Origin of the sequence: Pantoea sp. SORGH_AS_0659 (genome assembly GCF_031453915.1) — a bacterium.
Classification (GTDB): Bacteria; Pseudomonadota; Gammaproteobacteria; order Enterobacterales; family Enterobacteriaceae; genus Pantoea; species Pantoea leporis.
Map to the genome: position 1 here is coordinate 124,941 of NZ_JAVJAK010000001.1, position 20,392 is coordinate 145,332.

Genomic DNA, 20,392 nt, shown 5'->3' on the forward strand with positions numbered 1-20,392 from the left:
CCCGCATGATGCGGGGGTTTTTTTTGCCTGTCATTTCTCTCTAACATCATTGCCTTAAAATTCAATCACGCAGCACACTTATGCCGATGATAAACTTTAGCCATCTTGAGACCTAAAGGCCGCACCTATGAAGCGTGCGACCCGGCGAGGCATAGCATGGATTCTTCCTATGCAAAGTTAGTGAATCGGGCGGCGCTGGCGGCGACTACGTTGGCGACGTTGCTGTTAATCGTGAAAATTTTCGCCTGGTGGCATACCGGTTCAGTCAGTATGTTGGCGGCGTTAGTGGATTCATTGGTGGATATCGCCGCTTCACTCACCAATTTGCTGGTGGTGCGCTATTCACTGCAGCCGGCCGATGACGATCACACCTTCGGCCACGGTAAAGCCGAATCTCTGGCCGCGCTGGCGCAAAGCATGTTTATCTCCGGCTCGGCGCTGTTTCTGTTTCTCACCGGCATTCAGCATCTGGCCTCGCCCGAAACCTTACATGCGCCGCTGGTGGGCATTGTGGTGACGGTGATTGCGCTGTTTTCAACCCTGACGTTGGTTGCCTTCCAGCGCTGGGTGGTGCGACGCACGCGCAGCCAGGCGATTCGCGCAGACATGCTGCACTATCAATCTGACGTGGTGATGAACGGCGCAATATTGGTCGCCCTCGGTTTGAGCAGCTATGGTTTTGTACGGGCGGATGCGTTGTTCGCGCTCGGCATCGGCGTTTACATTCTCTATAACGCGTTGCGGATGGGTTATGACGCGGTACAGGCGCTGTTGGATCGTGTTTTGCCCGAGCATGAAACGCAGGAGATTATCAACGTGGTGACCAACTGGCCGGGCGTACGCGGCGCGCATGCATTACGCACGCGACAATCGGGCCCCACGCGTTTTATCCAGCTGCATCTGGAGATGGAAGATCAGCTGCCGCTGGTGCAGGCCCATCAGGTGGCCGATCAAATTGAGCAGGCGTTACTCAAGAGGTTTCCCGGCTCAGACGTCATCATTCATCAAGATCCCTGTTCTGTTGTGCCGAGCAATCAACATGGATTTTTTCAAGGTTAGCGACTTAAAATCATGCAATTACACAAAAAAAGTGACGTAACGCTAACAACTCTGTAAAAAATTAGCGAAAACTTGTCTGACCTGAATCAATTCAGCATCAAGCGTTTGATATACTATTTTGCAACTATTAAGCCATGCGATCGCGAGCTGGTCCACGCCGGACACATGGCAGGAATAATCCTTAGTTTTTGAACAATCCAGAGGTTGTCATGATCAAAAAAATCGGAGTACTGACCAGCGGCGGCGACGCCCCAGGCATGAACGCAGCCATTCGCGGAGTTGTACGTTCCGCGCTGAGTGAAGGACTGGAAGTTTTTGGTATTTACGACGGCTATCTGGGATTGTACGAAGATCGCATGATCAACCTTGACCGCTACAGCGTGTCAGACATGATCAACCGCGGCGGCACCTTCCTCGGTTCCGCCCGCTTCCCAGAATTCCGCAACGATGAAGTGCGCCAGACCGCGATTGATAACATGAAAAAGCGTGGTATTGATGCGCTGGTGGTTATCGGCGGTGATGGTTCCTACATGGGTGCTAAGCGCCTGACCGAAATGGGCTTCCCGTGCATCGGCCTGCCTGGCACCATTGATAACGACGTAGCAGGTACTGATTACACCATCGGTTATTTCACTGCGCTGGAAACCGTGGTTGAAGCGATTGACCGCCTGCGTGACACCTCATCTTCCCACCAGCGTATCTCCATCGTGGAAGTGATGGGCCGTTACTGCGGCGATTTAACCCTGGCGGCAGCGATTGCCGGTGGTTGCGAGTTCATCGTGCTGCCTGAAATCCCGTATACCCGTGAAGAGCTGGTTGCTGAAATCAAAGCCGGCATTGCCAAAGGTAAAAAGCACGCCATCGTGGCGATCACCGAGCACATCTGCGATATCGACGATCTGGCGCACTTCATCGAAGCTGAAACTAAACGCGAAACCCGCGCTACCGTTCTCGGTCACATTCAGCGTGGCGGCGCACCTTGTGCCTATGACCGCATTCTGGCCTCGCGCATGGGTTCCTACTCCATCGAGCTGCTACTACAAGGCTACGGCGGCCGCTGCGTCGGTATTCAGAACGAGAAGATGGTGCATCACGACATCATCGATGCGATTGAAAATATGAAGCGTCCATTCAAACGCGACTGGCTGGATACCGCGAAAAAACTCTACTGATTATTCAGCACCAAGGCGCGACGCGATTCGCGCCTTTTTTATGCCTGCTCATATTCCGTGCGGTTATAACAGCTTATTTTTAATTCTTTAATCCGTGGATAAGTTTGTGTCAGTCTTGTTCTATAACGACCTCGGGAGAGCAAGCAATGAATAAGTGGAGTATTGGTGTCACCCTGTTACTGGCTTCAACCAGTGTTCTGGCAAAGGATATTCAGCTGTTAAACGTCTCTTACGATCCAACCCGTGAGCTGTACGAGCAGTACAACAAAGCGTTTAGCGCGCATTACAAGCAGGAAACCGGCGACAACGTGGTGATTCGCCAGTCGCACGGCGGTTCAGGTAAACAAGCAACCTCAGTGATCAATGGCATCCGAGCTGATGTGGTTACGCTGGCGCTGCAATCTGATGTCGATGCTATTGCTGACCGTGGTCGTATCAATAAAGACTGGATTAAACGCCTGCCGGACAACTCCGCACCCTACACCTCAACCATCGTGTTCCTGGTGCGCAAAGGCAACCCGAAAGGCATTCATGATTGGCCAGATCTGATCAAACCGGGCGTTTCCGTCATCACGCCAAACCCGAAAACGTCAGGCGGCGCGCGCTGGAATTATCTGGCTGCATGGGGCTGGGCGCTGGATCAAAACAACGGCGATCAAGCCAAAGCGCTGGCTTACGTGAAATCGCTGTTTAAGAACGTAGAAGTGCAGGATTCCGGCGCACGTGGTGCCACTAACACCTTCGTGGAACGCGGCATTGGCGATGTGCTGATAGCGTGGGAAAACGAAGCCTATCTGGCGGTAAATAAGCTGGGTAAAGACAAGTTTGAGATCGTCACCCCAAGCGAATCGATTCTGGCGGAGCCAACGGTTTCGGTAGTGGATAAAGTGGTCGACGAGCAGGGCACCCGCAAAGTAGCCGAAGATTACCTCAAGTATCTCTACTCGCCGGAAGGTCAGACTATCGCGGCGGAGAATTTCTATCGTCCACGTGATAAAGCCGTTGCGGAGAAATTTGCCAATAAATTCGCCCCGGTAAAACTGTTCACTATCGACAACAAGTTTGGTGGCTGGACGCAAGCCCAGAAAACCCACTTCGCCGATGGCGGCAGCTACGACCAGGTGATGAAGCCATAACGTACATTGTCAGGTCGCCATTTATGGCGACCTTTTTACATACGATTACGCCTCTTGCGTCGCTAACCGCCGACCGGCACGCTGCGCCACCAGCGGCAACAATGCCTGACGTACCAGATAGCCATCTGGATCCAGCCCCCAACCTAAAGCCGCAGCGGCATCGACAATCGCTTTATCCCATTCCAGTTTTTTCCGTCCGTCACCCGCAGTGGTAATCACCACTTCACACGCATGATCGGGTGCCTGATAGCGACGCCAGCTGCCTGCCGGCACGGAAATCACCGAACGCTCCGGCGCTGTCATCGTCACTTCTTCACCATCACGATTGAAGGTCACAGTAAGCGTGCCTTTAAACACCATGATTACTTGCACCTGTGCGCAGCGATGCGTACCCATTTCACCCGCTTTTGGCAAAGCCAGCCACTCTACCGAGAAGCCGTGTGGCGTGTTGATGGGCGGAGCGACCTGACGATCCTGATTGATGCCATAGCCGATGACGGGCGCCATACGCGCACCGTGACCTGGCAACATGGCATCCAGCAGCGCGTGTTCGCTCCAGGCGCGCTGCTCACCGGTGACGGCAAACTGCGCCATCTGCTCGGGCGTAAAATGCTGTAACTGCGCCATCTCCGCCTCGGGCAGCGGCGGCATACGCTCTGCAACCGGCGGGATCGCCGCGCCGGTTGAGGTATCGATCAGCATGTTATTGGGGCTGAGATAGAGTCCATACTCCGCCGCCGCCGACATCACATCGGGATGCCAGATAATGCCGCCGGTGTTATCGCCGCCCAGCACGGTAAATACCCAGCCATCGGTATCGGTAGCCGACACATTGGTGAAGCCACGGAAAATCCATGTTGGCAGGCTGACAATCGCCGGAGCGTCGAGCTCCAGCGACTCTTCGCCTTTATTTCCCCAGCGGAAACGCCAGCGGCCTTCATGGATCAGGAAGACTTCGGCAGTGAAATGCAGATGCAGATTATTGGTCACGCCTTTTGGCATCGCCGCCGCGCCAATATTAAAACCGTGCGCTTCAGGAATATTGATCACCTGCTCAGACGACTGCGTCACGCCCGGCCCGATAAACGAGTAATTCTGCTTGAGATGCGAACCCGGCAGTTTGCAGTCGATAAACGCCAGATTGCACGACACCATATCTTGCGGCGCGATCAGGCGCGCACGTGCTGCTGTAGCGGACAACGTTTGCTGTTTCATCTTCTTCTCCTCAATAACCCGAACCAGAACGAACAGGCAACGCCTCACCGCGCGCGGTGGCGACAGCGTGGCGTGCGGTATGCGTTAGCTGCATCACATCATTGGCGGGGGTCACCAACTGAAAGCCCTGTGCGATGCGCTGTGCGGCGGCTTCTCCGCTGGTACAAAAAATCCCGGCCAGTTTGTGGCGGGCGCGGGTGCGGCTCAGCACCCGTTCAATGGCATTTAACATCTCAGGATGCTGCGATTCGGCGCTGGCCTGGCCGGTGAGCGTAAGGGACAGATCGTTGGGGCCGATAAAGACGCCGTCCAATCCCTCGACCTCGAGAATGGCATCAAGATTGGCCAACCCTGCGCGTGTTTCAATCATCGCCAGCGTCAGAATTTGCTGGTTAGCATGCTGCGGATAATCTTTGCCGCCATACAGCAGCGCACGCGCTGGACCAAACGAGCGCGAACCTTGCGGCGCATAGCGGCAGGCATCGACAAACTGCTGCGCTTCGGCGGCATCGTTGATCATCGGGCAGATAATGCCGTAGGCGCCGGCATCCAGCATGCGCATAATCTGCGCCGGCTCGTTGTGCGAGACGCGCACCAGCGGCGTCGCGGGTGTGGAGGATAGCGCCTGCAACATGCTGAGTGCGGCGGCGAAATCGATCAGGCCATGTTGCAGGTCAACGGTGACGGCATCAAAGCCCTGATGTCCGGCAATCTCGGCGCTGTAGCTGCTGGGGATCGCCAGCCAGCCGTTAATAATCGGTCCGCGGCGTTGTTTTAAAGGGTTGATACGCATAATTCACTCCTCTTAATCCAGGTTTGCAGCGCGCGGGCACAGGCTTGCGGCTGCTCCAGCAGCAGAAAGTGTCCGCACTGTTCAAGCGTGATGTGGCGTGCGGCGGGAGCCGCTTTGACAAGCAGGTGATGGTGTTCGGGGGTGCAGATGGCGTCGCTGTCGCCGTTGAGGATCAACAGCGGTGCCTGCAGCGCCGGTAAGGTATGCCGTAAATCGCGACGTTGTATGGCGATGGCGGTCTGTTGACGAAAGCGCTCAACGCTGCTGCGTTCTGCCATCGTCACCAGCGCGCCAAGCAGCTCGCGATCCGCCAGCCGCGATGCATGCACATAGCGCGGCCAGAGTTGCTCAATCACCGATCGCATACCGTTTTTCGCAGCTCGATCAAGCAAGGCAATACGTCCCGCAGCGTTGACCGGCGCATCCGCCAACGGATTCACCGCCAGCAGCGCGAGGCCCGCGATGCGTTGCGCGGCTTGCGCCTGCATCTCCAGTGCCACCAGCGCACCCAGCGAGAATCCCACCAGTAAAAAGCGCGCCGGCAAGTCAGTCAGCAGTTGCGCCGCGAGCTGTTCGGCGCTGTCAGCACCGCTCATCTCGGGAATGATCATCGGCTGCTGCGGTAGATGGCGGCAAAGCGGTTGCCACAACGCGCCGTCGCACAAGGTACCGCCCAGTAACACCAAAGGCAGTGACATGATTAGCCCTCCGCCACAGGACGGGCATTCACCATCCGCATCACATGGCGCACCAGCAGCAGCGACAGCAATGAAATAATGCCAATCACCATAAAGCCCTGCTGCATCGCGAAGTAGTATTTGATGTAGCCGACCAGCACCGGGCCAAAGAAAATCCCAGCGGAGTAGATGCTTTGATATAGCCCAACGCGAGTGGATTGCTGCCAGGCAGGCGTGCGGGTGACGATCAGCGAATTCAGCACGGTGGAGATCATGCCGAAGGCACAGCCCGCCAGCGCCTGCAAGCCATACAGCAGCCAGATATTGGGCGCGTAAGGCATGGCTATCGCTACGGCCCCTTGCAGCACGCCGCCGATAATTGCCGTGTTGCGTAAGCCCAGCAGGCGATAGAAGAAGGGCGCGCACAGCGCGGTGGCCAGCGCATAGAAGAACAGATGGATGCCGCTTAGCGTCGCCAGCGAAGCGGCCGCCATGCCAAAGCCTTCTGCCAGTAGCGGCGTCAGCGTGTCGCGCGTGGCAAATGGCACCATCATCACCAGTGCACAGAGTCCGCCGAGATACCACACCGAAGGATCACGCAGCTGAGTGCGAACCGCAGAGAGACGTTGCGCCGTGGGCATCGCTTCCGGGCGTTTTTCACGGATAAAGAACGTTAGCAAAAAAGCCAGCAGCGCGGCAGCGGACGCCACCAAAAAGCTCGATTCGGCACCGAAATGACGGGCAATAAATCCCGCCACCGAAATCCCGATAAAAGTGCCTACCGGCGAGGTGACGCTCAGCATGGCGATCGCGGCGGCGGCTTCCAGCGGCGGGAAGTAAGCCACGAACATCACGTTATACACCACCCACGTCGCGCTGGTGACGCCATCGGCGAGCTTGGCGATAAACAGTGTTTCCGGTGTCGGCCAAAGGTAAACCACCGGCCAGGCGATAAGCGTAAACAACAAGCCAATCTGGATAATGCGTTTGCGGCGGCGAAAGCGGTCCGACAGAATGCCGGTCGGAAAACGCAACAGCATCGAGGCCAATCCGGTCGCGCCGATGATGATTCCCATCACGCGCGCCTCGACATTCAGCGACATGATGTAGGGGGCGAGAAACGGATCAAAGGCGTGAATGCTGATAAAAAACAGCAAGCTAATAATGAAAAACAGCAGCACATCACGACGCAATAACGCTTTCATAATGAGTTCCTCAATAAGCCGTCCAGCCGCCATCCACCTTCAGCGCGCTGCCGGTGATCAACGCTGCGGCCGGTGATGCCAGAAACACCACCGGCCCCATCACATCTTCCAGCGTGCCAAGACGACCAATCTGAATGCGGCGCAGCGTCTGCTGGCGAAACGCTTCATCCGCCAGCGAGGCCTGCGACAGTTCGGTTTCGATAAAGGTGGGGCACAAGGTGTTGATGCGAATGCCGTCGCGTCCCAGCTCCAGCGCCATGGCACGCGTCAGCCCTTCCAGCGCCGCTTTTGATGCGCAGTAGACGCTGCGCTGCGGGCCGCCGACGTGCGCCATCTGCGAAGAGAGATGGATAATGCTGCCGCCGTGTCTGGCGGCCTGCATACCGGCTGCGACCTGCTGCGACAGGAAAAACGTGGCGCGCAGGTTGACGTCCATCACCGCATCAAAGTTGGCTTCGCTGACCTCGCTAAACGGCTGATGGCGCGCCAGCCCGGCGCTGTTGACCAGCACATGAAAGCTCGGCAAATCGTGCAGTGTCTGGCGCACCGCGTGCGTGTTGCAGACGTCGAGCGGCAGCGGATGCAATGTCAGGCCGGCGCTCGCCGCCTGCTGCAAGGCGTGCGCCAGGCGATCGGCGTCGCGCGCGGCAATCCACACCTGCGCTCCGGCGTCGGCCAGCGCGATAGCGGCGGCAAAACCGATACCGCGCGAGCCGCCGGTCACCAGCGCGCGCTGTCCATCCAGGCGAAATAAAGGGGTAGTCGGAACCATGCGCGCCTCCTTATTTCACCGTAACCGGCGCGGGGTGCGGCGTAGGCCACTTCCTGCTGGCCGTAGCGGCGCACGCGGATGTTGGCCTGTTCGGCATGACCGGCAAAGCCCTCCAGCAGCGCCAGGCGCGAGCAGTAAGCGCCGATTTCTGCCGAAGCCGCATCGCTGGTGACGCGCTGCCAGGTGCAGGTTTTCATAAATTTGCCCACCCACAAGCCGCCGGTATAACGCGATGCACCCAGCGTGGGCAGCGTATGGTTGGTGCCGATCACCTTGTCGCCATAAGCCACATTGGTACGCGGCCCGAGAAACAGCGCGCCGTAATTGCGCATGTTCTGGTGATACCAGTCATCGCGATCGGTCATCACCTGCACGTGTTCAGAAGCGATGCGGTTGGCTTCTGCCAGCATCTCGTCGTGATCGGCACAGAGAATGATTTCGCCATAGTCGTGCCAGGCTTGTTGCGCCACATCGGCGGTAGGCAGTTGCAGCAACAGCTGGTGAATATAGCGCTCGGTCTCCTGCGCCAGCTGGCGCGAGCAGGTCAGCAGAATCGCGGGTGAGGTGGGGCCATGTTCCGCCTGGCCGAGCAGATCGGTTGCGCAGAGTTCACCGTCAACGCTGTCATCGGCGATCACTAGCGTTTCGGTCGGGCCAGCGAACAGGTCGATGCCAACGCGGCCAAATAGCTGGCGTTTGGCTTCGGCCACCCACGCGTTGCCCGGCCCGACTAACATATCGACCGGCGCAATCCGCTCAGTACCAATCGCCATGGCGCCCACCGCCTGAATGCCGCCGAGCGCATAGATCTCGTCGGCGCCGGCCATCGACTGCGCCGCAACAATGGCTGCAGCCGGTTTACCGTGAAACGGCGGGGCGCAGCTCACGATGCGATCGCAGCCTGCGACTTTGGCGGTAATGATCGACATATGCGCCGAAGCCAGCAGCGGGTATTTACCGCCCGGCACGTAACAGCCGACATTGCTGATGGGAATGTTGCGATGGCCAAGTATCACGCCCGGACGCGTTTCAATCGCCAAATCGGTCAGGCAATTTTTTTGCGCCTGAGCGAAGTTATGCACCTGCTCCTGAGCGAATTCGATGTCGCGAATATCTTGTTTGGTCAGCTGTTGCAGGCAGGCATTAATCTCCTGCGGCGTTAAGCGGAAATCATCGCGGGCAAAGCCATCGAACTTAATCGAGAGTTCGCGCACCGCGTCATCGCCGCGCGCTCCAATTTGCGCCAGCACTGCTTCCACATCGCTGCGTACGCGCTGTTGCTGCTGTTGGCGTTCTGCTTTCGCTGCCGCCTGTTTTAACCAGATTGCCATGCTCTTTTCCTCATCATTGATTGCTGTTAATCAGGTTTGCATACGTATGCAAAGAGCGTAAAGAGGCTGAAAGGGGAAAAGATGAAAAGTGAGAATGTGCGCAGTTTTTTCAAATTGCAGGCAGCAGAAAGCCCCGCAGAACGGGGATTAACATGATGAATTTTCTGGTTTTACAGTCGCTCTATCGCCAAAGCGAGCGCCAGCAATGCTTCTTCATCAGGCGCTGGATAGAGCAGTTCAAGCCCCAGCGGCAAACCGTTAGCCAGTTGACCAAACGGCAACGTTACGGCGGGTAAGCCGCTGATGGCCGCCAGCTCCGGCGCCCAGCCCGGCGGCATCTTCTCCAGTGAAATCGGAGTGCGCTGGCTGGTGGGATAAATCAGCGCATCCAGCCGCTGATCCTGCATCTGCTGTTGCAGTTGCTGACGCAAATGGCGTTGAAAACGGCGTTGCTCGCGCCATGCGGCACACACCAGCGCGCTGCGCGTGAGGTGTAATTGCAGCAGTTCATCGAACTCGGCGAGATGTTCGCCTCGTGCCAGCAGATCCGAAAGCGAAGCAGGCGCATGGTCCATTTTGCTTAGCCAGCGGGACATCGCCGGATGGAATTCGCGCAGGCTGAGACAAGGTTCCTGCGCCACGCGCGATGATAGCGGTAACCGCAGCGGAATTAGTGTGGCGCCCGCCCGCCGCAGACGAGAGAAAGCCTGTGCTAATGCCTGACGTTGCGCGTCATCATCGCCTGGCAGATCGCTAACCATGCCCAGCCGCACACCCCGCAAGGTTCGCTGCGCTAGCGGGCGCACCGGCAGCCCATGCGTTACCTGATGCAGCAGCGCCGCATCAGCCACGCACCATGTCATCGGCCCAACGGTGTCTTTGCTGAGCGAAAGCGGCGCGACGCCGCGCAGCTGGCGGCGGCGAAATGCCGGACGCAGTCCCACCAGACCGGTCCATGCCGCGGGAATGCGGATCGATCCGCCAGTATCGCTGCCGAGTGCCGCATCCGCCATACCGGCCACCACCGCCGCTGCGCTGCCGCCGCTTGAGCCACCGGCGGTCAGCTGTGGATTCAGGGGATTGCGCACATCGCCGCCGAGCGAACTGCGCGAACGTACGTCAAAGGCGAACTCAGACAGATTCGCTTTGGCGAGAATCAGCGCACCCGCAGTTCTCAGGCGTGCAATTACGCGCGCATCTTCACGTGGCTGTGCTTCGGCCAGCGCCCGGCAGCCGAGCGTGGTAGCCATGCCGATGCAATCAATATTATCTTTTATCACCAGCGGAATGCCGTGCAGCACGCCAACCGGCGCGCCGCTACGCCATAAGCGATCGCAGCGCTGTGCCTCTTTCATCACCTGGGGATTAATACTGATAATCGCGTTGAGCGCGCGGCCTGCGTTGATAGCGGCTAAGCGGCGTTCAACCTCTTCCGCACTGTTGCGCTGCGGTTGCAGGCGCGCGGCACTCATTTCACCGCATCCTGCGACAGCATGCCGCTCGCTTCACGTGCCGCTGGCGGCAACTGACGCTGCTGCACCCGTTTTGCCGCTAGCGGTGTTAACACGCCAGCGATCAGACACAAGCCACCAATCACCCAATAACCCGCGTAGACATTGACGTGTTGCAACAACACGCCCATCAACACCGGGCCGAAAAACATGCCGCACGAATAGATGGTTTGAAACAGACCCATCCGGGTGGTTTGTTCATGTTCCGAAGTGTTAACCACGCTCAAGGACATAAACACGGCAAACGCCATGCCAAAGGAAAAACCGGCCAGACCTTGCCACAGGTAAATCAGCCACATGTTGCTGGTCAAGGGGACGAAAATTGACGAGATGATTTGTAATCCGATGCCCACCAGCGCGGTGTTAACCAAGCCCAGCCGCTGATAAAACACGGAACTGCACAATGCCACGGCCACACCATAAAACAACAAGTGGATATTACTCAGCACTGCCAGCGTGCCCGCCTTGGCACCTAACTGCTGAGCGTATATGGGCGTGAGCGTGTCGCGAGTGGCAAACGGGACCAAAATCACCACCGTCGCCAGCAGCCCAATAAACCAAATTGAGCGGTCCGCTAGCTGGCGTTTAGCGCTGTCGATACAGGCTTTGAGGTGCGGCGCTTTGTGGCTATCTTCCTCTTCACGAACGCGCAGGCTGAGAAGCAGCGCCAGGCAACCGGCAATCGCTGGCACAAAAAACGCCTGCGTACTGCCCAGCCATAGGGCAACGGCACCGCAAATGGCATTGCTAATAAATACGCCAATCGGCCCGGCCAATGCCAACAGCGCCACTGCAGCCGGCGCGTCATCACGAGGAAAATAGCGGATGAAAATGATGTTGTAGAGCACCCAACTCGCGGCAGCGATGCCGCAGGCCAGCTTGGCCAGCCAGAATGTCAGCGCAGCGGGGAACATCCACGCCAGCGGCCAGGCAATCACCGGCAGCAGCAGGGCGAACTGCATAAACACTTTGCGATTTTTCATCACGTCAGAGATGACGCTGAGCGGAAAACGGATACACAGCGACGCCAAACCAGAGGCGCCCATGATCATGCCGATGGTTTGCGGTTCAATGCCTAATCTCACCATGTAAGGCGCCATGAAGGCATCGAAGCCGTGAATGCAGATAAAAAACAGCACGCTCATGGTGAAAAACGTCAACAGCTCGGGACGGCTAAACAGTGCTCGAAACATGTTAAACCTCTTATCAACACAGATAAGTGACTAAAAACGCGGGTTTCATCCTGAGTCCGGGTCGGTTATGTTGCATGCATTGAATACGTATTCAACGGCCGAAGTTACGAAATGATTTCATGTTTGTAAAGTGCGTGCTTGGCAATGTGAAAAAAAAGTTATTGAGTGTTGCATACGCATGCAAAAAAGGTGTAAGAGTAAAAAACACACACCGAAGCAGGTGAGTCCGGTTGATGAAATTGGCTACAATGCCCGGCAGTCACCCGTGCATCAGTGTGCTAAACAGGAAGATAACGCCATGAAACGTAAGACCTTCGGTCCAGTGACCTCACAACAAGTTGCGCAGCACGCTGGCGTTTCACAGTCTGCGGTATCGCGTACCTTCACGCCGGGCGCCAGTATTTCACCGGCCACGCGTGAAAAGGTGCTGCAGTCTGCCCGTGAGTTGGGTTATCGACCCAACGCGTTGGCGCGATCGCTGAACACCGCACGTTCGCGCATCGTTGGTGTGGTGATCTCCTGTTTCGATAATCCGTTTTATCCCCATGTGCTGGAAGCGTTGGGGCGTGAACTGGATGCGCTTAACTACCATCTGCTGCTGTTCGTCAGCGATCGGGATAGCAATGTTGACCGCATTTTCGATCAGATCATGCAGTACCGCGTGGATGGCATTGTGCTGGCATCCGGCGCGTTATCCGATGCCTTATCCGAAGAGTGCCACGGCGCGGGCATTCCGGTGGTGCTGTTCAACCGCACCGCCGAAAGCGAAATGGCGTCAAGCGTGAATACCGATAACCGTGCCGCCGCACGTCAGATCGCCGAATTTCTGTTGGCAGGCGAACATCAACGCTTTGCCTGCATTACCGGCGCGGACAACGCTTCGGTAAATCAGCTACGGCTGGACGGTTTTCGCGAAGCATTGCGCGCGCGCAACATCGACGTCACGGTGTTAGCGGGTCAAAACGACAGCGAGCAAACCGCACAGGCGGCGCGTCAATTGTTCAGCAGCGGCACGCCGCCCGATGCGGTGTTTGCCGTCAACGATCATATGGCGCTGACGGTTATGGATGTGGCGCGTTACGAGTTTGGTCTGCGCATTCCGCAGGATGTGTCGGTGGTGGGTTATGACGATGTTGGTCCAGCGGGCTGGCCTTCGTATGCGCTGACGTCTATCTGTCAGCCGGTTGAAGTGATGGTGCAACGCACCATTGGCCTGCTAATGCAGCAAATCGACAGCGCGGTGATGGCACCCGAGCAAATTGTTATTCCCGGCACGTTGGTAGTACGCCACTCCGCGCGGCGTCCGCGTCACGGCGTTGTAGAAGAGAACGGCCAGCTGCTATTTCGTTCAGAGGAGGTTGAGTAATGCGATTGCCGGGTTTCAGTCCCCAGTTTGATTCTATTCAGCAGTTTATTCTGACGTTAACCCACGTGGTATGGGAGCAGAAGGATATCGGGCAGCTGGCTGATTTCTACGCCACGCCGGTGGTATTTCACACGCCGGAAAAGCGCCTGACCGAACTCAGCGATTTCATGCGTTTGACGCTGGAAGCGTTACATTGCTTCCCGCAGCGTCAGGTGCTGACCGAAGATATTCTCACCGCGCGTGAAGGCGATACCTGTTGGTACGCCTCGCAGCGCACGCAGGCACGTATTCAGCATCTGGGCGAAGGCTTCTTTGGCGCGCCGAGTGGCAAAACGGTTTGGGTACGTACTTTCGCCGATCGTATTTGTCGTGATGGGCTGGTGGAGCAAGAGTGGCTGCTGCAGGATCGCGCGGGCATTCTTGCGCAGATTGGTACCAACGTGGCGGAGTTTGCCCAGCATCTAACGCAGATGCGCCAGCAACAAGGGCTGGAGATGCCCGCGCCCGAAGAGCTGGAAGCGCGTTGGGCTGGCGGCCCGGATGGCGATGATGCCGAAGGAACCATCGCGGGTTTGATTGAGCGCTATCTCAGCATGTGGGCCGGCGGCAACAGCGGCGTGGTGCCAGGTGTTTATCATCCTGCCGCCACCTTGCACGGACCGGGCCACAGCAGCTTTACCGGCGAGCAGGAGATTGGCAGCTTCCTTTCCGGCTATCGCGCCTCATTCGCTGACAGCGAAACGCAGCTGCATCATTTGGTGGTGCGCCGCGATGCCAACGAACCGGTGCGCATCAGCCTGCGCTGGTCACTGTTGAGCTGGCATGACGGCTACGGAAAGTTTGGTCCGCCGTCGCGCAAGCCAGTGTGTATTTCCGGTATTTCTCATTTGGAATTACGTGATGGCGTCATCATGCGGGAATATTTAGGTATCGATGAACTCTCAATCTGGTTACAGCTACTCAGCTGATTAATCAGCACTTTTAAATAACGCATCACGTCACGGTAATTAATCCCTTAATTACCGACGGCGTTCTGCACCCTGAATTCAGCCGGGTGAATCGGCAGCGCTTGATTGCGAGGACCGCGCTCACCCTTAATTCGTCAAAAGCAGGAGTGTTTATGTCTACAACGGACACGGCTAATAAAGCCACCGCCAGTGAAAAGAGCGCAGAAAAAACCTCAGCACGCACCCAGGCCGAACCGGTTTTGCAGGTTGAGCGACGGGATTTTGTCGATCTGGTTCCAGAAAACCGTGCGCGGGTGCAGCCAATGCGCGGTTTCGATCCCTGCTATACCGATATCGTTGATTACATTGTGCGTTGTACCCACAAGATCTGGGATGAGCGCGATGTCGGGCTGATCTACAGCCATTACACCCATAACTGCGTGTTATACAACGCATTGGGCACCATTTATACCCGTGAACAAGTGGTGCTCGATACCTTGCAACGTTTGGTCGCCTTCCCGGAACGCCGCGGCATGGCAACGCAGGTGATTTGGAACGGCAACGACGTGGACGGCTTCTACACCTCGCATCTGGTCACCGGTAGCGGCCGCCATACACAATCAAGCCAATACGGTAAACCCACCAACCGCACCTTCACCACGCGCACCGTGGCGGACTGCATGATTCTGGAAAACAAGATTTACCGCGAATGGGTGGTGAGCGACAACATGTCGCTGATGCGTCAATTGGGGCTGGATACCGACCAGATCGCGTACAACATGGCGAAAGAGCAGTTTGATAAGGGTTTCCGACTGACGGAGATTGGCGAAAACCGTCGTCTGCTCGGCCAGTATCCGCCGGAAAGCGATCCGGATTACACGCTGGCGCACAGTGATACCGAGGCGCAGGTGCTGGGCTGGCTGCACGAGATTTACAACAAACGCATGCTGGGCAAAGTGAAAGAGGTTTACGCCAGCAATGTGCAGTGGCACGGCCCTTTGATGAAAGAGCTGTATGGTCAGGCATCGGTGATCCATCAGACGCTGGCGCTGATCGGCATGATCCCGGACGGCGCATGGATGCCGCAGCATATCTGCTCCAATCCATGTGAAGAGGGCGGCACCAAAGTGGCGGTGCGCTGGGTAATGGAAGGGCATCATCTTGGCTACGGCGAGTTGGGTAAACCGACGGGACAGCGTCTGCTGGTGATGGGCATGAGCCATTATCACGTAGTAAACGGCAAAATTGTTGATGAATGGGTGGTTTACGATCACCTGGCGATGCTGGCGCAGATCAAATTGGGACAACTGGCGGAGACGGAAGTATGAGCAAACAACGCGTGCAGTTTATCAAGCAAGCCGCGGGCGAGGATGCGCAGGCGGATGCCAGCCTGATCGCCACCGTGAGCGACATTATTAGCAACGTGCGTCAGCGCGGAGACGCGGCACTGCGTGATTATTCGCAGAAATTTGATGGTGTCGCGCCGGAGCAGCTGGAAGTTTCGGCAGCAGAGATCGAGCAGGCGCTGGCGCAACTCGCCGATCAAACCCGCCAGGACAGTGAGTTTGCCATTACGCAGGTGCGCCGCTTCGCCGAAGCGCAGCGCGCCACCTTGCAGCCGCTGGAGATTGAGACGTTGCCGGGCGTTCATCTGGGGCATCGCATCATCCCGATTGAAACCGTGGGCTGCTATGTGCCGGGCGGACGCTATCCGATCCTCTCCGCGCCGGTGATGTCTATCGTGCCAGCGGTGGTGGCGGGCTGCGATAACATCATCGCCTGTCTGCCGCCGGGCGCTCATCCGGCAATGATTGCAATTTGCCACTTGGCCGGAGCGCACCGCATTTTCAAAGTTGGTGGTGCGCAGGCCATTGCCGCGATGGCATACGGCACCGCATCGCTGCCGGCGGTGGACAAGATCGTCGGGCCGGGCAACGCTTTCGTCAATGAGGCGAAGCGTCAGGTATTTGGCAAAGTGGGTATTGATGCGTTGGCGGGGCCGAGCGAAATCTTTATCGTCGCCGATGAAAGTGCTGATCCGCGCGTGCTGGCAGCGGATCTACTGGCGCAGGCGGAGCATGACGTGCGCACGCGTGTTGGGCTGGCCACCACCAGCGAGCGCGTGGCGCATGCAACATTGCGGGAAATTGAGGCGCAGCTGGCATCCTTGCCGACGGCGAAAACGGCTGGTGAGGCGTGGCAGCGTCAGGGCGAAATTGTTCTCTGTGCCGACGAGGATGCGATGGTGGCGTACACCGATGAGATCGCCACTGAGCATCTGCAAATCCATGCGCGCGATCCCCATGCGCTGGCGGCGCGCATCCGCAATTACGGATCGCTGTTTATCGGGCAAAACGCCAGCGTGGTGTTTTCTGATAAATGCTGCGGCACCAACCACACGCTGCCCACCATGGCGGCGGCACGTTACACCGGCGGATTGTGGGTCGGTGCGTATCTGAAAACCTGCACGCATCAATGGATTGACGATCAGGGCATCGCCGCCATCGCTGCTCCTGCGGTGCGCCAGAGCCGTACCGAAGGGATGCAGGCGCATCGTCGTGCAGCGCAGATTCGTTTGCAGCCAGAAAAACTCGACGCCATCCTGCGTGGCGCGGAGGATTAGTCCGTGACTTTCATCACCTGCCAGGCGAGGATGCTGGCAGGTGATGAACAGAGGAATCGGGCTATGCAGGGCAGTCGTCGTACCCTGAAGTTACTTACCGCTTTATTGGTGCTGTTGATTGTCGGACTGATCGCCGGCGCCATCCATTTCCATAAAAACGCCAACGCCTTATGGCAGATCATCAGCGAAAAGTGCGTGCCGAATATGGCGGCGACGGGCAACCCAGCGCCATGCCAGCAGGTGAATAGCGCGCAGGGTTACGTCACGCTAAAAGATCTCAACGGGCCGTTGCAGTATCTGCTGATGCCGGTCGAAAAAATCACCGGCATGGAAAGTCCCATCATTCTTGAACCTGCAACGCCAAATCTGTTTGCCGAAGCCTGGCAACAGCGCGCATTACTGGCGCAAAGGCACGGCGCGCCGATTCCCGATAGCGCGCTGTCGCTGGCCATCAATGCGCAATACGGGCGTACGCAGAATCAGCTGCATATTCATATTTCCTGTCTGCGTCCGGATGTGCGCCAGCAGCTGGATGCGCTGGCACCGAGACTGAATGCGCAGTGGCAGAGTGAAACGCTGCGCAAGCATGGTTATCTGGTGCGGGCGCTTTCTAAGCAAGAGCTGGCGCAGCAGAGTGCGTTTATCCGTCTGGCGGATGAAGTGCCGCATGCGCGCAGCGAGATGGGGAAATATGGCCTGGCGCTGGCACAGCTGCCGGATGGCCGTTTAGCGCTGCTGGCGCTGGAACGTAACTGGCTGAAACTGAACAGCGGCTCGGCGGAAGAGCTGCAGGATCATAACTGCAGCATATTGCCGCAATAACCCTTTTTCGTAGGGACGCAATTAATAGCGGCCAATAAAAAAGGCGGCTAATCAGCCGCCTTAATCTGCATCTAAACGCTAAGTTACGCGTTTTTCGCTGCTGCTGCCGCTTTCACGATTACCGCAAAAGCATCCGCTTTCAGTGAAGCACCGCCAACCAGCGCGCCATCGATATCTGGCTGGGTGAACAGCTCAGCGGCGTTTTTGTCGTTGACCGAACCGCCGTATTGAATGATCACTTGCTGAGCGATAGCCGCATCTTTCTTCGCGATGTGGTCACGAATGAATTTATGCACCGCCTGAGCCTGCGCTGGCGTAGCTGATTTTCCGGTACCGATAGCCCAAACCGGCTCATAAGCGATGACTGCGCCTTCGAACGCCGCGGCGCCCTGCGTTTCCAGCACGGCGTCGATCTGACGTGCGCACACTTCTTCCGTTTTGCCCGCTTCGTTTTCTGCGTCAGTTTCACCGATGCACAGAACCGGCACCAGACCCGCTTCTTTCACTACGGCAAATTTCTTCGCGATGAACTCGTCGCTCTCTTTGTGGTAGGTGCGGCGCTCAGAGTGGCCGATGATGATGTATTTCGCGCCAACGTCTTTCAACATGTCTGCGGAAGTTTCGCCAGTGAATGCGCCAGACAGATTAACGTCAACGTTCTGAGCACCCAGAGCAATGTGGCTACCGGAAATGGCGTGTTTCGCCAGGTCCAGATAGATGGCTGGCGGTGCAATCGCGACGCCACAACCATCAACACCAGACAGCTCTTTGCGCAGGCCTTCAATCAGCTCTTTGGTGATCTGCTTGCTACCGTTCAGTTTCCAGTTACCCATAACCAGTGGATGTCGCATTCTTTCCTCCGCATAACGCGATTCATGAAATAGCGCTGCCATCGGGCAGCGATGTCTGCGAGACAGTATAGAGATCAAATGTGTTGCTGGCTTTGCTTTTCGTCATTTTTGCCGGTGCGATCAGGGCGTCGCGAGCGCCAGTTTTATCGGTTCAACGGCGAAGGTCAAACCCTTGTCGCCGTTGTCTGCCACCACGAAACGCAATGCACCTTCGGTGCGGGCAAAATAGCGCGCACCTTTACCGGCGCTCAGCAGGGAATCGAGTTTTTTACGCCCCTCTTCGGGCGACAAGCCGGGAATGAAGAAGCGCAGCAGGGCGGTCATGTAATCCATGGCGCGAGCCTGCGCGGCTTTCATATCGGGACCGGGAACCGGCAGCCAGGTGATTTGCAGGGTTTTGATTTTGCCGGTGCCTTGCTCCAGCGCGGTTGAGGCATACAGCGTTTCGCTGATTTTGCTGGCGGCACGCGTCAGATTGCTTTTATCGCCGCGACTATCAATCGCGCGATACTCCTGTAGCAATGCATTGGGATTAGCCGCGTTGTACTTCTCACGGAACTGAGCAACGGTCATATCGAACGTCGGCGCACCCGCGAGCAGATAGGGCGCTGCAGGCAGATGATCGCTACGATCCAACGCGGCTGCATCGTCCGCCCAGGCGGGAAATGTCAGTGCGAGGCCAAGCAGCAGCGCGACTGGCAGGTTGTTCATTGCTTCGGCCCTAAATCATTCACTTAGCCCACGATTAGAACGGTTTTTACCGGGCAAAGTCAAAACCCACACTGGGAAAAATCTCAGATTATTCGCTCCGCGCCGATTACCAGTAATGCTCGCTGGTCATGTGGCCGGGTTTGCGTTTGAAATGTTTGCGCATCTCACGCGTATCTTTCAGCAGCTGCTGGGTATCGCGCACCATCTGTGGATTGCCGCACAGCATCACATGGCTGGTTTCTGCCGTCAGCGGCAAGCCAACCGCACGCTCCAGTTCTCCGCTTTCAATCAACTGCGGTACGCGGCCGTGCAGCGAACCGGCGATCTCTTCGCGGCTCACCACCGTTTGGATGTGTAACTTGCCCTGATAGCGCTGCTGCAACGCCTGCATCAAGGGCAGGAAGCTTAGGTCATCGGCGAAGCGCGCGGCGTGTACCAGCACAATATTGTCGAAACGATCCAGATCCTCGCCCTGTTGCAGGATCGATAAATAGGGGCCGATCGCCGTGCCGGTCGCCAGCATCCACAGCGTTTGGCAATCTGGAATTTCGTCGAGCACAAAGAAACCCGCCGCCTCTTTAGTGATCATCACCTGCTCGCCGGGCTGCAGCGCCTGCAAACGCGGGCTCAGTTTGCCTTCCGGCACCGTGACCAGATAAAACTCCAGCAGCGGATCCTGCGGCGCGTTGACGTACGAATAGGCACGCTGCACGCGCTCACCGTCAATCTCCAGAGCCAGCTTGGCAAATTGTCCCGCGGTAAAGGTATCAATCGGCGCTGCAACGCGCAGGCTGAACAGTGCGTCGGTCCAGTTTTTTACCTCTTTCACTTCAGCATTGATCCACTCAGCCATGCTCACTCCTTAGTGTTGAATATTCAGGCACATGATTATCATCGTTATCCATCCGATAAATTTCCAGCCCGGTACCCTGTAAAGGGCTCTCAGCGACAAACGCAGCGCACAGATCAGCAACTGTAGCGGGCGGTTTACAATCTGGACAAACAGCT

Annotated in this window: 19 protein-coding genes; 8 read left to right on the forward strand and 11 right to left on the reverse strand. The window is 57.1% G+C overall.

Annotated elements, in window-relative coordinates; genetic code table 11:
• Nucleotides 1-156: 156 nt before the first annotated feature.
• The 3 genes from fieF to Q3H59_RS00680 all read left to right on the forward strand — a co-directional run bounded on the left by fieF (nt 157) and on the right by Q3H59_RS00680 (nt 3,367).
• Entirely contained in the window at nt 157-1,059 is a 903-nt protein-coding gene (fieF, locus tag Q3H59_RS00670) for a CDF family cation-efflux transporter FieF (RefSeq protein WP_110868197.1), read from the forward strand.
• 209 nt (nt 1,060-1,268) lie between these two features.
• Entirely contained in the window at nt 1,269-2,231 is a 963-nt protein-coding gene (gene pfkA, locus Q3H59_RS00675) for a 6-phosphofructokinase (RefSeq protein WP_101760662.1), read from the forward strand.
• 146 nt (nt 2,232-2,377) lie between these two features.
• Nucleotides 2,378-3,367, forward strand: coding sequence for a sulfate ABC transporter substrate-binding protein (locus tag Q3H59_RS00680; RefSeq protein ID WP_101760661.1), 990 nt, complete (start codon nt 2,378-2,380; stop codon nt 3,365-3,367).
• A gap of 45 nt (nt 3,368-3,412) precedes the next feature.
• Here Q3H59_RS00680 and Q3H59_RS00685 read toward each other — a convergent pair whose 3' ends face one another.
• The 8 genes from Q3H59_RS00685 to Q3H59_RS00720 all read right to left on the reverse strand — a co-directional run bounded on the left by Q3H59_RS00685 (nt 3,413) and on the right by Q3H59_RS00720 (nt 12,064).
• Nucleotides 3,413-4,582: a cupin gene (locus Q3H59_RS00685; RefSeq protein WP_309832613.1), complete on the reverse strand. Its 1,170-nt coding sequence runs from the start codon at nt 4,580-4,582 to the stop codon at nt 3,413-3,415.
• 10 nt (nt 4,583-4,592) lie between these two features.
• On the reverse strand, nt 4,593-5,375 hold the full coding sequence (locus Q3H59_RS00690; RefSeq protein ID WP_309832615.1) for an aldolase/citrate lyase family protein: 783 nt from the start codon (nt 5,373-5,375) through the stop codon (nt 4,593-4,595).
• Nucleotides 5,357-6,073, reverse strand: a complete 717-nt coding sequence (locus Q3H59_RS00695) for an alpha/beta fold hydrolase (protein ID WP_192415324.1) — start codon at nt 6,071-6,073, stop codon at nt 5,357-5,359. The genes Q3H59_RS00690 and Q3H59_RS00695 overlap by 19 nt, the downstream gene beginning before the upstream one ends.
• A gap of 2 nt (nt 6,074-6,075) precedes the next feature.
• Nucleotides 6,076-7,257, reverse strand: a complete 1,182-nt coding sequence (locus tag Q3H59_RS00700; RefSeq protein WP_158238591.1) for an MFS transporter — start codon at nt 7,255-7,257, stop codon at nt 6,076-6,078.
• 10 nt (nt 7,258-7,267) lie between these two features.
• Nucleotides 7,268-8,029 (reverse strand): SDR family NAD(P)-dependent oxidoreductase, encoded by a 762-nt coding sequence (locus Q3H59_RS00705; protein ID WP_280172213.1) that lies wholly within the window; start codon nt 8,027-8,029, stop codon nt 7,268-7,270.
• Complete coding sequence (hisD, locus tag Q3H59_RS00710) at nt 7,978-9,360, reverse strand: histidinol dehydrogenase (RefSeq protein ID WP_309832620.1); 1,383 nt, start codon at nt 9,358-9,360, stop codon at nt 7,978-7,980. The genes Q3H59_RS00705 and hisD (Q3H59_RS00710) overlap by 52 nt, the downstream gene beginning before the upstream one ends.
• Nucleotides 9,361-9,530: 170 nt before the next feature.
• A complete protein-coding gene (locus Q3H59_RS00715) occupies nt 9,531-10,832 on the reverse strand; it encodes an amidase (protein WP_309832622.1) in 1,302 nt (433 codons plus the stop codon).
• Complete coding sequence (locus Q3H59_RS00720; protein WP_101760653.1) at nt 10,829-12,064, reverse strand: MFS transporter; 1,236 nt, start codon at nt 12,062-12,064, stop codon at nt 10,829-10,831. The genes Q3H59_RS00715 and Q3H59_RS00720 overlap by 4 nt, the downstream gene beginning before the upstream one ends.
• A gap of 298 nt (nt 12,065-12,362) precedes the next feature.
• Here Q3H59_RS00720 and Q3H59_RS00725 point away from each other — a divergent pair, with 298 nt between their 5' ends.
• From Q3H59_RS00725 to Q3H59_RS00745, 5 genes are all read left to right on the forward strand, one after another.
• Nucleotides 12,363-13,430 carry a LacI family DNA-binding transcriptional regulator gene (locus Q3H59_RS00725; protein WP_101760652.1) on the forward strand — a complete coding sequence of 356 codons (1,068 nt, stop codon included), beginning with the start codon at nt 12,363-12,365 and terminating at the stop codon, nt 13,428-13,430.
• Nucleotides 13,430-14,398, forward strand: a complete 969-nt coding sequence (locus Q3H59_RS00730; protein WP_110868187.1) for a nuclear transport factor 2 family protein — start codon at nt 13,430-13,432, stop codon at nt 14,396-14,398. The genes Q3H59_RS00725 and Q3H59_RS00730 overlap by 1 nt, the downstream gene beginning before the upstream one ends.
• Before the next feature lie 152 nt (nt 14,399-14,550).
• On the forward strand, nt 14,551-15,705 hold the full coding sequence (locus Q3H59_RS00735) for an ester cyclase (RefSeq protein ID WP_309832628.1): 1,155 nt from the start codon (nt 14,551-14,553) through the stop codon (nt 15,703-15,705).
• Nucleotides 15,702-17,000 (forward strand): histidinol dehydrogenase, encoded by a 1,299-nt coding sequence (gene hisD, locus Q3H59_RS00740; RefSeq protein WP_309832631.1) that lies wholly within the window; start codon nt 15,702-15,704, stop codon nt 16,998-17,000. The genes Q3H59_RS00735 and hisD (Q3H59_RS00740) overlap by 4 nt, the downstream gene beginning before the upstream one ends.
• A 63-nt stretch (nt 17,001-17,063) precedes the next feature.
• Nucleotides 17,064-17,822, forward strand: coding sequence for a CDP-diacylglycerol diphosphatase (locus tag Q3H59_RS00745; RefSeq protein WP_309832633.1), 759 nt, complete (start codon nt 17,064-17,066; stop codon nt 17,820-17,822).
• Between the two features lie 83 nt (nt 17,823-17,905).
• Here Q3H59_RS00745 and tpiA read toward each other — a convergent pair whose 3' ends face one another.
• From tpiA to fpr, 3 genes are all read right to left on the reverse strand, one after another.
• Nucleotides 17,906-18,673 carry a triose-phosphate isomerase gene (gene tpiA, locus Q3H59_RS00750; protein ID WP_008109693.1) on the reverse strand — a complete coding sequence of 256 codons (768 nt, stop codon included), beginning with the start codon at nt 18,671-18,673 and terminating at the stop codon, nt 17,906-17,908.
• 120 nt (nt 18,674-18,793) lie between these two features.
• Nucleotides 18,794-19,384, reverse strand: coding sequence for a YiiQ family protein (locus tag Q3H59_RS00755; protein WP_192237041.1), 591 nt, complete (start codon nt 19,382-19,384; stop codon nt 18,794-18,796).
• Between the two features lie 106 nt (nt 19,385-19,490).
• On the reverse strand, nt 19,491-20,237 hold the full coding sequence (gene fpr / locus Q3H59_RS00760) for a ferredoxin--NADP(+) reductase (RefSeq protein ID WP_110868182.1): 747 nt from the start codon (nt 20,235-20,237) through the stop codon (nt 19,491-19,493).
• Nucleotides 20,238-20,392: the final 155 nt, after the last annotated feature.